Annotated in this window: 8 protein-coding genes and 2 pseudogenes; 6 read left to right on the plus strand and 4 right to left on the minus strand. The window is 54.5% G+C overall.

Annotation, left to right across the window (positions count from 1 at the left end; translation table 11 throughout):
• Both GJV78_RS06755 and azoR read right to left on the minus strand, forming a co-directional pair.
• The coding region (locus GJV78_RS06755) for a lipase family protein (RefSeq protein WP_155107609.1) at window positions 1-1,710 on the minus strand (1,710 nt) is incomplete at its 3' end.
• A 358-nt stretch (window positions 1,711-2,068) separates the two neighbouring features.
• Window positions 2,069-2,674, minus strand: coding sequence for an FMN-dependent NADH-azoreductase (gene azoR / locus GJV78_RS06760; RefSeq protein ID WP_155107610.1), 606 nt, complete (start codon window positions 2,672-2,674; stop codon window positions 2,069-2,071).
• A 201-nt stretch (window positions 2,675-2,875) separates the two neighbouring features.
• On the opposite strand from azoR, the gene hrpA reads away from it, so the two are divergent.
• Entirely contained in the window at window positions 2,876-6,778 is a 3,903-nt protein-coding gene (hrpA, locus tag GJV78_RS06765) for an ATP-dependent RNA helicase HrpA (RefSeq protein ID WP_155107611.1), read from the plus strand.
• 236 nt (window positions 6,779-7,014) lie between these two features.
• Entirely contained in the window at window positions 7,015-7,917 is a 903-nt protein-coding gene (locus GJV78_RS06770) for an endonuclease/exonuclease/phosphatase family protein (protein WP_155107612.1), read from the plus strand.
• Between the two features lie 245 nt (window positions 7,918-8,162).
• Here GJV78_RS06770 and GJV78_RS06775 read toward each other — a convergent pair whose 3' ends face one another.
• Together GJV78_RS06775 and GJV78_RS24110 are read right to left on the minus strand one after the other, a co-directional pair.
• Entirely contained in the window at window positions 8,163-8,360 is a 198-nt protein-coding gene (locus GJV78_RS06775) for a hypothetical protein (RefSeq protein WP_155107613.1), read from the minus strand.
• Between the two features lie 201 nt (window positions 8,361-8,561).
• A pseudogene (locus tag GJV78_RS24110) lies at window positions 8,562-8,643 on the minus strand (Tn3 family transposase); the annotation flags it as partial.
• Between GJV78_RS24110 and GJV78_RS06785 the strand changes: the two are divergent.
• The 4 genes and pseudogenes from GJV78_RS06785 to GJV78_RS06795 all read left to right on the plus strand — a co-directional run.
• Window positions 8,643-8,836: pseudogene (locus tag GJV78_RS06785) on the plus strand (ATP-binding cassette domain-containing protein); the annotation flags it as partial. The pseudogenes GJV78_RS24110 and GJV78_RS06785 overlap by 1 nt on opposite strands.
• 539 nt (window positions 8,837-9,375) lie before the next feature.
• Window positions 9,376-9,588 carry a cold shock protein CspG gene (gene cspG, locus GJV78_RS06790; RefSeq protein WP_155107748.1) on the plus strand — a complete coding sequence of 71 codons (213 nt, stop codon included), beginning with the start codon at window positions 9,376-9,378 and terminating at the stop codon, window positions 9,586-9,588.
• 10 nt (window positions 9,589-9,598) lie between these two features.
• Window positions 9,599-9,787: a cold shock small protein YmcF gene (ymcF, locus tag GJV78_RS23515; protein ID WP_330998788.1), complete on the plus strand. Its 189-nt coding sequence runs from the start codon at window positions 9,599-9,601 to the stop codon at window positions 9,785-9,787.
• 886 nt (window positions 9,788-10,673) lie between these two features.
• The gene (locus GJV78_RS06795) at window positions 10,674-13,982 is read left to right on the plus strand and encodes an autotransporter outer membrane beta-barrel domain-containing protein (RefSeq protein ID WP_155107614.1); all 3,309 of its coding nucleotides are present in this window, start codon (window positions 10,674-10,676) and stop codon (window positions 13,980-13,982) included.
• Window positions 13,983-14,102 lie beyond the last annotated feature (120 nt).

Raw genomic sequence — 14,102 nt, forward strand, 5'->3', positions numbered from 1 at the left:
CCGGGGGAAAATCTTCCGGATATCCTCGGCCGGAAACTCACCGATAAACGCCTCCTGCGCCTCTTTTGCCTCTGTATTTTTCACCTCAGACAGCGACGGGACAAGGAACAGTTTAACTTTGTACATATCGCTGGATTTGAGGCGGCGGCAGGAATAGTTGTTTATCGCTTTGCATTCCAGCCAGGTACGGGTCTGCGTGGCGCGGAAGAAGACCACCGGGCTGCCGGGCTGCCAGTAATGCTCACCGATATAGGCTCCCGCCATCTGCGCCGGCAGCTCGACCGTCAGCGTCCAGAAAAAGCCCAGCGTGGTGCCGAGAGGGCCAAATTTACCGTACAGCCAGTTATCCAGATTGGCATCAAACGGCACGCTGGTGATGGTGTCGCTGTCATTGACGTGCCGGTAGTGGATAATCTGATACAGGTTACCCACAGCATCCGCGGTAAAGGTCCGGGGCATTCCGTATGTATAGAGTATCGGCGCAAATCCCTTCATTTCTGCCGCATAGATCAGCCCCAGCGCCCCACCCAGACTGTGCCCGCAGATAAATAACTTTTTTCCTCTATTCAAAAGGTCTTTAATGTTATCAAAAACATCCCTAAACCGCTCCTTTGCCAGCTGGTATGCCTCCAGAAAGCCGCCGTGAATACGACCGGCTTTAGCCAGCTCAGCCGGGCACGGCTGCGGTGAGTACCAGCCGTCGGTGATCCAGTCCGGCACCTCCTGAGTTCCCCGCCATGCCACAATAATATGATCCGCATTTTCCACGTAAAAAAGCTGGGTGCTGTCAATCAGCAGTCGGGCGGGAGCGTTGTCACTCAGGCGGGAGGAATCCAGAAACTCTGCGGTGATGTAGCGCTCACGGAACGGCACATCCACAACCAGCGCGTAAGGAAATGACGGAAATTCTTCATATCTCGGCGTCGTGGACAAATCCAGACAATTTTCCAGGAAAAACGGTTTAATCACCGAATTTCCGCTTTTTGCATAGGCCATATCAGCCATCACGCCGAGGTTATAACCATTCGCCAGCGAATAGTCTTTCGTGTCGTGTAGCACCAGTGACCACGCCCGGAACGGGCAAATTTCTATCACATGCCGTTTCTCCAGCGCCTCCCGGACGATTTCCGTGCCTTTCAGCACGGTTCCATGCGGAAAGTGAAAGCGTGGCGGCTCTTTATCCGACCATTCAGGGATATCAGGCATCCGGTCACACAGCTCACCGATGGTTACATAATGATGGTCATAGCCGCGCTGTTCTGCACTAATCTGCACGTTTGAACGCCATCTCCCAACGCGCGTTTCTGGTCGGGAAACAGGATCCTGGCCGTTCGGGTTGCGGCTGAGGCCCAGCGGGCGCTGTTCCATCTCGTCGGCCAGCTGCTGACCGTCTGTTTTCACACCAACGTTAATCCAGTACAAATTATCAAACCGCACCAGCCCCTGACTGTCAGTGACACCGGCGGGCGGGTCAGACGGCGGTGTGGGGTCAAACTGAGCGGGGCCGCCCCTGGCCCACAGCGCCAGCTCTGCCGCCGTTGCCAGCGGATAGTACTCCAACTGCACGTTGAGTCCGGAAACCGGATTGTTGTTCTCATCCACAAACTGCAGCTCCAGCCAACGCATCCGCTGCTTACCGCAGGCGACCTCTTTGTACTTCATTTTGTGGCTCAGGCAGGTCACCGTTGTGTTGTCTTTCGCATCCGTCATGCCCGCAAATCCTTTTGGTTTCTCTGGTTAAATACTGACCCATCATACATCAGGCAGAACTTAACCAAAATCACCCGTTTCTGATTGTCGGTATAGCGCCAGGATTCGGCATATCCGGGAGGGGCTGTAGTCAATCTGAACTCTTTCACTTGCCATTTTGGAGCAGGGCAGTGCACGCACAAAACGCATCGCGTTTTGAACCTCTGTAAGGACGGCCCCTGGGGTGAGCATCGCGAATCATCCTCACGTACTGCGTGTATGCTCCACTTCCTGTGCGGTGTCCGCGTCCAGAGTGGCTGCGCCAATAACGTCTGGCGGGCCAGGCTCTTAGCCTCCCGCGGCGGCGGGAGACCAGGGATTACGCGGCAATTACGCTATCGATAGCTGCCCTGGCGTCGGACTGCGCTTTTGCTGCCACTTCCGGGCCGTAAGCAACCCCTTCGGCGAAGACAAAGTTGACGTCGGTAATGCCGATAAAGCCGAGGAACAGCTTCAGATACGGCGCGATCAGGTCGGTTGGCGTATCCTTATGAATGCCGCCGCGGCTGGAGAGCACCACCGCGCGCTTGCCGGTAACCAGCCCTTCCGGACCTTTTTCGGTGTAGCGGAAGGTCACGCCGGCGCGGGCGATCAGATCAAAGTAGTTTTTCAGCTGGGTCGGAATATTGAAATTATACATTGGTGCCGCAATAACGATAACGTCGTGGCCCTTAAGTTCGGCGATCAGCGTATCAGAGAGCGCCAGCGCCTCCTGCTGACGCGGGGTTAGCGGCGCATCTCCCGGACGCAGCGCGCCAACCAGCTCGCCGTCCAGTACTGGCACCGGCGTTGCCGCCAGATCGCGAACGGTAATTTCGTCAGCGGAGTGCTTTTCGCGCCACTGCTCCACCAGATAGTCGGCGAGCTGACCAGACTGTGAATACCCGGCCAGAATACTGGATTTAAGAACTAATACCTTGCTCATGAATGTTTCCTTTATCAATGTCTGAAGGGGGCCAGCCCCGCTGCTTGTTCACACTCTATTCACAATCATGACCCAGTGATAGCGCAATATATCGAAGCGAAAGTTCAAAATTATTGAACAACACAGGCAGGGGGCCGATGTGGTACTCTACGTCGATTCTTTATAAACGATTTTATCCGGCAGAGCACTGCCCATAACCTTATGAACGAACAGCAAAAATTATCGTTTCACTCCCTGCAGCAGCGGCTTGACGCGCTGATGCTGCGCGATCGGCAGCGCTTTTCCCGCCGTCTGCACGGCGTGAAGAAAGTTAAAAATCCTGAGGCACAGCAGGCCATCTATCAGCAGATGGCGGCTGAGATCGCGCAGGCGGCGGCTACCGTGGCGCGGCGTGAAGCATCGCGCCCGGCGATAAGCTATCCGGAAAACCTGCCCGTCAGCCAGAAAAAGCAGGCGATCCTTGACGCCGTTCGCGACCATCAGGTAGTCATCGTGGCGGGGGAGACCGGCTCCGGGAAAACCACCCAGCTGCCGAAAATCTGTATGGAGCTGGGGCGCGGCGTGAAGGGGCTGATTGGCCACACCCAGCCGCGTCGTCTGGCGGCGCGTACCGTGGCGAACCGCATCGCCGAGGAGCTGCAGACGGAGCCGGGGGGCTGCATCGGCTATAAGGTGCGCTTCAGCGATCGCGTCAGCGAAAACACCCTCGTCAAACTGATGACTGACGGTATTCTGCTGGCGGAGATCCAGCAGGACCGGCTGCTGATGCAGTACGACACTATTATTATTGACGAAGCGCACGAGCGCAGCCTGAACATCGACTTCCTGCTCGGCTATCTGAAAGAGCTGCTGCCGCGCCGTCCGGATCTGAAAGTTATCATCACCTCGGCGACCATCGATCCGCAGCGCTTCTCAAAGCACTTCAACGATGCGCCCGTTATTGAGGTCTCCGGGCGTACTTACCCGGTGGAGGTGCGCTATCGTCCGATCGTGGAAGAGGCCGACGACGCCGAGCGCGACCAGCTGCAGGCCATTTTTGACGCGGTGGATGAGCTGGGGCGCGAAGGCCCGGGCGATATCCTGATCTTTATGAGCGGCGAGCGGGAGATCCGCGATACCGCTGATGCACTGAACAAGCTCGACCTGCGCCATACCGAAGTGTTGCCGCTGTACGCGCGCCTGTCGAACAGTGAGCAGAACCGCGTCTTCCAGCCGCACGGCGGGCGGCGCATCGTGCTGGCCACCAACGTGGCGGAGACCTCGCTCACCGTGCCGGGCATTAAGTACGTTATCGATCCGGGCACCGCGCGCATCAGCCGCTACAGCTACCGCACTAAGGTGCAGCGGCTGCCGATCGAGCCGGTGTCGCAGGCTTCGGCCAACCAGCGTAAAGGCCGCTGCGGCCGCGTGTCGGAGGGGATCTGTATCCGCCTCTATTCGGAAGACGACTTCCTGTCGCGCCCGGAGTTTACTGAGCCGGAAATTCTGCGCACCAACCTTGCGTCGGTCATTCTGCAGATGACCGCCCTGGGACTGGGGGATATCGCAGCCTTTCCGTTCGTCGAAGCGCCGGACAAGCGCAACATACAGGACGGCGTGCGCCTGCTGGAGGAGCTGGGGGCCATCACCGCCGACGCGCAGCAGACGACGTATAAGCTGACGCCGCTTGGCCGCCAGCTCAGCCAGCTGCCGGTCGATCCGCGGCTGGCGCGAATGGTGCTGGAGGCGCAGAAACACGGCTGCGTGCGCGAGGCGATGATCGTCACCTCGGCGCTCTCTATTCAGGACCCGCGCGAGCGCCCGATGGATAAACAGCAGGCCGCCGACGAGAAGCATCGCCGCTTTCACGATAAGGAGTCTGACTTCCTGGCCTTCGTCAACCTGTGGAACTACCTCGGCGAGCAGCAGAAGGCGCTCTCCTCCAACCAGTTCCGCCGCCAGTGCCGGATCGATTTCCTCAACTACCTGCGGGTGCGCGAGTGGCAGGATATTTACACCCAACTGCGCCAGGTGGTGAAAGAGCTGGGCATTCCGGTCAACAGCGAGCCGGCGGAGTATCGGGAAATTCACATTGCGCTGCTCACCGGGCTGCTGTCGCACATCGGCATCAAAGACGCGGATAAACAGGAGTATACCGGTGCGCGCAACGCCCGGTTCTCTATTTTCCCCGGCTCCGGCCTGTTCAAAAAGCCGCCGAAGTGGGCGATGGTGGCAGAGCTGGTGGAAACCAGCCGCCTGTGGGGGCGTATCGCCGCGCGAATCGACCCGGAGTGGGTGGAACCTGTCGCCCAGCATCTGCTCAAGCGTTCGTACAGCGAGCCGCACTGGGAGCGGGCGCAGGGTGCGGTGATGGCGACGGAGAAAGTCACCGTCTACGGTCTGCCGATCGTCGCCGCGCGCAAGGTGAACTACAGCCAGATCGATCCGGCCCTGAGCCGGGAGCTGTTTATCCGCCACGCTCTGGTAGAGGGGGACTGGCAGACGCGCCACGCCTTCTTCCGCGAGAATCTCCGGCTGCGCGCGGAGGTAGAGGAGCTGGAGCATAAGTCTCGCCGCCGCGACATTCTGGTGGATGACGAAACGCTGTTTGAATTTTACGACCAGCGCATCAGCCACGAGGCGATCTCCGCGCGCCACTTTGACAGCTGGTGGAAGAGGGTCAGCCGCGAGACGCCGGACCTGCTCAACTTTGAAAAGAGTATGCTGATCAAGGAGGGGGCGGAGAGCATCAGCCGGCTCGATTATCCCAACTTCTGGCATCAGGGCAACCTCAAGCTGCGTCTGAGCTACCAGTTTGAGCCGGGAGCCGACGCCGACGGCGTTACCGTTCATATTCCGCTGCCGCTGCTCAACCAGGTGGAGGAGAGCGGCTTCGAATGGCAAATCCCCGGGCTGCGTCGCGAGCTGGTGATTGCGCTGATTAAGTCGCTGCCCAAGCCGGTGCGCCGCAGCTTTGTGCCCGCGCCGAACTACGCCGAGGCGTTTCTGGGCCGCGTCACTCCTCTGGCGCTGCCGCTGCTGGACGCGCTGGAGCGCGAGCTGCGGCGGATGACCGGCGTCACCGTCGATCGCGACGACTGGCACTGGGATCAGGTGCCCGATCATCTGAAGATGACCTTTCGGGTGGTGGATGATAAAAACAGGAAGCTGCAGGAGGGGCGTTCGCTGCAGGATCTGAAGGACGCGCTGAAGGGCAAGGTGCAGGAGACGCTCTCGGCGGTGGCGGACGACGGCATTGAGCAGAGCGGGCTGCACATCTGGAGCTTTGGCCAGCTGCCGGAGAGCTATGAGCAGAAGCGCGGCGGCTATAAGGTGAAGGCGTGGCCGGCGCTGGTGGACGAGCGCGACAGCGTCGCCATCAGGCTGTTTGACAACCAACAGGAGCAGCAGCAGGCGATGTGGAGCGGGCTGCGGCGGCTGCTGTTGTTAAACATTCCTTCGCCGATCAAGTACCTGCACGAGAAGCTGCCAAACAAGGCCAAGCTCGGCCTCTACTTTAACCCCTACGGCAAGGTGCTGGAGCTGATTGACGACTGCATCTCCTGCGGCGTGGACCGGCTGATTGACGAGGCCGGCGGGCCGGTGTGGACGGAAGAGGGCTTTGCTGCGCTGCATGAAAAGGTGCGCGCGGAGCTGAACGACACCGTGGTCGATATCGCGAAGCAGGTGGAGCAGATCCTGACCGCCGTCTTTACCATCAACAAGCGCCTGAAGGGGCGGGTGGATATGACCATGGCGCTGGGGCTGTCGGATATCAAAGCCCAGATGAGCGGCCTGGTGTATCGCGGCTTCGTTACCGGCAACGGCTATAAGCGCCTCGGCGACACGCTGCGCTATCTGCAGGCGATTGACAAACGCCTTGAGAAGCTGGCAATCGATCCGCACCGCGACCGCGCGCAGATGCTGAAGGTGGAGAGCGTCCGGCAGGCGTGGCAGCAGTGGTTCAACAAGCTGCCGCCCGCCCGCCGCGAGGACGAGGACGTTAAGGCCGTTCGCTGGATGATTGAGGAGCTGCGCGTCAGCTACTTCGCCCAGCAGCTGGGCACCCCGTATCCGATCTCCGACAAGCGCATCCTGCAGGCGATGGCGCAGATAAGCGGCTGACGCTCTCCCGCCAGGCTTCGTCTCCTGTTGCTTTCGCGGTGTTTGTCCAGCCAGAGGCGGAGCCTGTCAAAAATGGAAATCCATCGATCTTCTGTTGGGCCGGAGCCCAGGGATGAGATTGTTAAGAAATTATAACTTAATTTCTGCTGCGATATATGTTTGAGGTATTCATCACGTAAATAAATATTTTCTTTCAGTACACTGACGCCAATCATTCAATACAGGAGTCGCTCCCAATGAAAAAAGTTGCCACGCTGGCCTTAGTCACCCTCAACTGCCTGGCGCTTAATGCCTGGGCTGACGGTAATTTCTCGGGAAATGAGGTGCTTAGTGTACAAAAGGGCGGGATTCCGAATAAAATCTATACCCAGAACAAGCCGCATTTAAGGATTGCAACCTACAATATCGGCAAGAATGAAGCCGCTGATAGTGTTACCGATTTCACGCAACTTAATTCGGCAATTAAAATAATTGATGCTGATATCATCGCCGTGCCTGAAGTGGATAACAAAACGAAGCGCAGTCAGAAAATCGATCAGTTAAAAACCCTCGCCGAAGCCAACAATATGCACTATGCGTTTGGTAAGGCGCTGGATTTTGACGGCGGAGAGTATGGGCTTGGCCTGCTGTCAAAATATAAAATCCTGCATTCACAGGTGTTAAAACTGCCTTCAGGAGATGCTGAACAGCGTGTGGTGCTGCTGGCGCAAGTCGAGGTTCCGGGGTTTGATTCAGCGCCCGTTATTATGGTCACTCATCTCGACTGGCAAAAAGATCCGACGATTCGAACCGGGCAGGTCCGCTATCTGTTAGATCTGAGCATTGGCGACGCGAAGTCAGATTTTAAAGACATCGCGTCATCGATTAAGATCCTCGCCGGTGATTTCAACTCAACCGATAAAGAGCAGCCGGTGAAGGAAATTAGCTATTTCTTTAACGAGGTGGTGAAGGAGGGAACGGATACCCGCAGCTGGCCTGCTATGAATCCGGCGATAGATATCGATCATATTTTCACCTTTAAAGGGCAGAAATGGAACGTCAGGCAGTTGACTGTTCCCCATGATTCCGCCCAGTTCCGTTGGTCGTCGGCCAGCGATCACCTGCCCGTTATCGCCGATCTGGAACTGGTGGAACAATAAGACAGAGCGTCTGAACAGCGTGAATAATTGCCGGCAGGCCGTTTTTTAGCGGTTTGTCCGGTGCGTTACCCTTCTCAGCCTGTTGCCCCGGCCTGCGCCTTATACAGTGTGCCAGCAGCAGGTTATTTCTCACCTGCACTGCGCTGATAAGCACCGAAAACAGGGAGCGCCGGGCGTCCAGCACCTCAGGTGTACGTTAAGCCTGTTTTACGAACAGGCCAGGTAATTACAATAGAATATCGGTGTCATACACGTTTATACAAAACAGCCCCTATACTCTCCAGTTCAATTGATATAAATCTGTTATCAATCCCTGTAGAAGCAGAAAACCTACGGGCTAATTTTTTTATCCTACCCTCTTTATAAAGCAAATCCATTACTTCATTTGTATTATATTTTCTTGGCAGATGTGTTGAGGATTTAACTATATATGAATAACTCATAAGTATCTCCTTAGTTAAGCCATGAAGTAATTTAAATTAAATGAAACATAGGAAAGTGATTTGAGTCAAATTTATGCATTTTAAATATTAACAACGAGTCAGGGAATTATAAGCAAATATGACATGTGTTATTTTTTAGGTGCTTTTGGCTGGTCGTTGATATTAGTGACTGAAGCGTCGGGTATTGTTCCGCTTTTCCTTTGATAAACAGCTTTTTGTCATGGAGATCCCTGATTCGCGGACAGAACGCAAATCCCAGCAGATGCATCAGGGCAAAGACATATTACCGGTAAATCAGGGTGCGAAAAATCGACGCTGGTGAAACTTATTCTTGGGATTCATCTCCCTGATGAAGGAACGATCAGAACATTTGGCATACCGCAAACGCACCCCGATTATTTTCAGGTACGCCAGAGGATTGGTACGATACTGCAGGACGATTCCCTTTTCGGGGCTCCATTGCAGATAACATCATTTAGTTCGCCCGTAAGCCGCTGATGCCGGCGGGCAGCTGCGGGTTCACGTTGCTAAAAAGCGCCTGCACTAAACCAGACCCGTAGTGCAGGCGAAGATAGCGGGTCTACGTCGGAAGCGGGTAGTATAGCCATTTGTATGACAAATGAAATGATTTTTATGACCTGGTGCCGTCGGGCTGCGGCGGTAACCTCCGGGCGATACCGGATCAATTAATTCAAACGTTTTTTTCGCCATCTAAAAATATTGTTCTCTGAATCTCCAGAACGCCGGGTAAAATGAAAAAAAGCGCTATAGCATCTTCGGAAAGAGAAACGGGTTGTGTAAAAAAGACGCTTTTTTCTTTACAAAACTAACGCTTGCTAAGTGTGGTTAACCATGCGTTAATAGCTGCGCGGTTTGATACGAAATTATCTGAAGTAGTCATTGTAATATTTCTCATCTTTAGTCCTTCTTGAGATTTCCTTTAGGTTTTTTCTCTCTGATAACTTTTCTTCAGACCTTATTGCTTTTAAAGCTTACTCAACGAAAGGTATTAATGATGTCAAATAAAATGACTGGTTTAGTCAAGTGGTTCAATCCTGATAAAGGTTTTGGTTTTATCACGCCGAAAGATGGTAGCAAGGATGTATTTGTCCATTTTTCTGCCATTCAGGGCAACGATTTCCGTACGCTCAACGAAAATCAGGAAGTTGAATTTTCCGTAGAGCAGGGGCCTAAAGGCCCGTCGGCGGTTAACGTCGTGGCACTTTGAGGTCGCTGTTATTTCTGATTATATTCACTTCAGGTGCCCATGCTGCCATGGTTCACAGTACAGAACATCAACTTTTGATGTAACTGAAAGCAATCCGTTTGGTGCGAAATGTATCTTCTGTAAATCGCCAATGATTACGTTTGATCATATTGCCGCTCTCGCTTCTTCAGGCGCTGGCACGCTGGATTTTCGCAAGTAAATACCCGCTGCGCGTGCCGGGCTAAACTGAGCGGCTGACGATTGCGCCACTATTAATCATCCGGGAATGCCTGTCATTTCCGGATTTTTTATTGCTGTTAGCCAGCATTTCTTTAGTAGATATTTACCAGAGGCGGCATTGTCGCGTCAGTCTGAACGTGAGCAGCAACCGGTGCGTATGGTCTGAGCCACCCTTTTCGGGCTTTATCCCACGGTTCAGAAACTCACCGTCAGGGGCTGATGCAGACGTAAAGCCTGAGGATCGTGAACGAACGCCAGCCTTCTGTCTTCAATGATTACGGGCATAATTCATTAACCTGAAAGGTATCCATTCATAACGCATGGCATCTTGAGTAAATTTTAAATTACTCTGCTGAATAATATCGCTGTTTTCGCGTCATACTACTCTTTCGCAGACGGCTACCCCTTTTGTGGTTTACATCTGCCAAAGCTAATAAAGAAACCCATTTTTAAATTGCTAAAAACGACGTGCCGGCTAGGTTTAATTCATCGGATAGCCACTGATTTTGGATTGAGCGATATTCTGAAAATTAACAGGCGCATCTATCACCTGGCCTGAGGGTTGTTTTTACTTCTCCCTAACCAAAAGAAATCAAAAGGTTTTTTCTGTGTGACCGTTTTATGGCAACAGTCTCTGAAATGTACCCGGATACTATCACGCTATTTGTGCGTTTTGTTTATGATTTATTGAGGTTGGATATGAAGTTATATATTCATTCCTGTTTTAGACTGCACGTGCGTTTCCCTAAGCCTCGCTCTGACGGGCCAGCGCTCAGGACAATTTACGTTTTGTCATGCAACTTGAACTATTTAAGACACAGCTTCTTGAAATAACGATTATTTTAAACACGGATGGATGTATAAATATGAAAAAACTTCTTATAACGGCGGCGTTAACCGGTTTATTTGCCAGCCATCACGCCTGGGCCGGGGAACGTCACTTGATTTATAGCCCGCAAAACAGCGCGGTGTTTGAGGTGCGCTTTTTTGACGTTGGCGACGGCCCGTTTATACCGGACTGGCCGTCACCAGTGGTATCCAGCTGGGATCTGAATCGGCAGCAAAAAGAAAAGATACTTGATGCCATGCGCTACTGGGCCGGGATTATCACCCCCATACCCGGGCAATTACCCGCCATTATCAATGTCGGTACGTTTGACGTTGAGAATGCCGCCGGTACTAGCGGTCTCGTATCCGATGGTGTTATCACCCTGACTCAGCTACAGGGGGCTTTGAGCGGTATTGATACCGGAGAGTTAACCTTTGGTTCACATGCTCAGTTCATTATGGGGAAACTGGATTTTGACGACGTTCCGTATGTTCCCGCGCAGCTGCCGCGCACCGGAAAGACCGATCTGGTCAGCGTCGCGGTTCATGAGCTGGCCCACGGTCTGGGCATCATGAGCCAGGTTAACGACTGGCGGGGATGGGGAACATACACGCCGGCATTCCAGGCCTTCCCTTTAGGCCCCTGGGCCAGCCATCTGCGGGATGATAACGGTCAGGCTGCCCGGCCAGGGCAGGTCATATTGTGCCGTGGATGCAATAATCCATGGGACCCGCGCGGCTTTGATGTACGGCGCGATCAGGGCTATTTCACCGGCAAATATGTTGATGAAGTGCTCGCAGGTGCGATGCCTGGCGTACCGGTAAAAATGCTGACGGAAAACGGTTGGGTTGATAATAATTATATGAGCCATATCGAGCTGAAGAACAGCATGATGAGCCACCAGAACTACCGCAACTACACCACCTTTATGGAAGCGGAGCTGGCGCTGCTGCAGGATATGGGATATCAGATCGATCGGCGCAACTTCTTCGGCTTTTCGCTCTATGGCAGCGGGCAGACGCTGATTAACCAGAATGGATACTTTTTGCGTAACCAGCAGGGCGATGGCTATCTGGCGGAACGCTATAATACCGCGACGCAGGGGCTTGGGCTGCACGTTTATGGCAGCAATAACCGCGTGTTTCAGCAGGCGAATCTGCTGACGGCAGGCGCTGGCGGTGCCGGTATTCGTATCGATGGGCAAAATAATACGCTGAGCATCGAGCCAGGAACCCGGGTTTACGCCGATGGGCCTAATGGACGGGGAATAATGTTTACCTACGGTAAACAGCATAATCTTATTCAGCGCGGCGACGTTCAGGCGCAGGGAGATAACGGCATCGCCATTAGCTTCGATTTTGGCAATAACCTCCTGGGTAACGAGACGGAGTATCGCGGCTCCTGGCTCCATACCGTAGGTGGTTATACTGCGGCACCCTTACCTGAGCTGCAGGGTGCCCTGGTTGACAATGTCGACATCAGCGGGCGAGTCGCCGGTAAAGATGCCGCGATATATATTTCACCCAACGCGCTGGTCGGTAATATTTCGCTATTAAACGGTGCCAGGCTGGAGGGAAATATTTATTCAGAATATAACCAGAAAAATTTCTATGGTCAGCAGCGATTAACGCAGCTCTCTTTCGGACGCCTGGCCAATGAGCAAGGTCAGGCGACGGATCGTCCCGATCCCAACTTTACCCTGAACTACCGCGGCAATATCGAAGGTATTAACAATCTGGCGTTAAGCGCGCGCGGAGGAAAAACCTCGCTTAACGGCGTCTATCAGATTTACAGCATGTATATTGCGCCTGGCGCAACGCTGGCCGGTAACGGCAGCTACACCCTCAATCGGGATGGGTATTTTGTGAATGACGGCATTCTCACGCCGGGCAATTCATATGGGCAAATCACCATCGTCGGTAACTATCAGCAGGGTGACAGCGGACAGCTGCTGCTGGAGGTCGATGGTCGCGGTGGGCATGATACGCTGAAGATTGACGGTCATGCGCAGCTTGGCGGCCAGCTAACGTTTGTGCCGCAGCCCGGCTGGTATGCGGCAGACTGGCGGCTGGATTCGCAGGCTTTACTCCCGGCCGCCTCGTACAGCGGTCAATTCAGCGAGGTAAACAGCCTGCACAGCTCGCCCACGCTGGCGCTACGGGCGGCGTCTCTGAAAGGGAATGGTCTGCAGTTCACGATGCAGCGCGCCGCTAATGCTTACAGCCAGTATGCGCCGGACGACAATGCGCGACGGGTGGGCGAGGCGCTGGATAAAATTGTGTCGATAGCCGATTCGGATATACAGCCGCTGTACCGTACTCTGGATTTTTCAGCTGCCGACGGCGGAAGTATCCGCAGCGCTTTGCAGCAGCTGACCCCGGCAGCCTGGAGCGCCATGCTTGCCAGCTCTCTTCATCGTGAACAGCAGATAACGCGGATTGTCAGCGACACCGATCCCGCGGTGACGCCGACGCGGCTGGCGGAGGGCCAGTGGCACAGCTTTGCCATCCCCTTTGGCGGCGGCTCGTGGCAACAGCGGCAGGGGAGTCGTGTTGGTTACAGCGCCCGCAGCTATGGCGTATTGTTTGGCGCTGAAAAGCAAAATGAGCAGGACGACAACTGGATCTATGGCTTTCATGGTGCCGTCAGCGGCCAGTCGGTGACGGTGAAATCCCCAGAAAATGCGCATGGCAAAACCACCGCGTTCAACCTGGGGCTTCAGGCGCGTTACGGTTCTGAAAGACCCGAAGGGCTCTATTTATTCGGCAATGGCCGGTTCGGCATTGAAGAGAAGCGGCTGGAGCGGCGCATTAATGTCGACACCTACGGAGCAGGCCACCAGGCCAGCTGGACCGGATTAACCGGCTCCCTTACGGGCGGCGGAGGCTATCGCTGGGCGTTAAATGATACGTTAAGCGCCGGGCCGGTAGCATCATTAAACTACACGCTGTTACATCGCCCTGGCGTGAAGGAGAGCGGCGATGACGGCACCCGACTGATGCTGGATGCGCAGAACTTCAACTCGCTGCGCTCGAGTATCGGGGTAAAAGGGAACTGGGCTATGCCGCTTGCTTCCGGAGGCGCGTTCGCGGCCAGGATGCAGCTTACCTGGGAACATGAACTGCTGGATGGCGACGCCACGCAGCACGCTTCGTTCGTCAACTATCGTAGCGCAAAATTTCACGCCAAAAATCAGGTGACACCCCGCGACGCGCTGGGGGTAAAAGCGGGAATAAGCTACAAAATCAATCCCGACGTTGCGTTGGATATCGCAATTGAAAGCGAAGGATTGCGTTCCGGCTATAGCGCGGTGGCGGGAAATTTGTCCGCCTCATGGCGTTTCTGATCCCTGAGAATAAAAGGAGATTCGGCAGGCCGTAATTTACTGGGTTACCGGAGAGCCTTATCCCTTGCCGCCGCGTGCGGCAAACCGTGGTCAAAGAGGTGGCGTTGAGCCTCTTTGACC

Source organism: Intestinirhabdus alba (assembly GCF_009711095.1).
Lineage (GTDB): Bacteria > Pseudomonadota > Gammaproteobacteria > Enterobacterales > Enterobacteriaceae > Intestinirhabdus > Intestinirhabdus alba.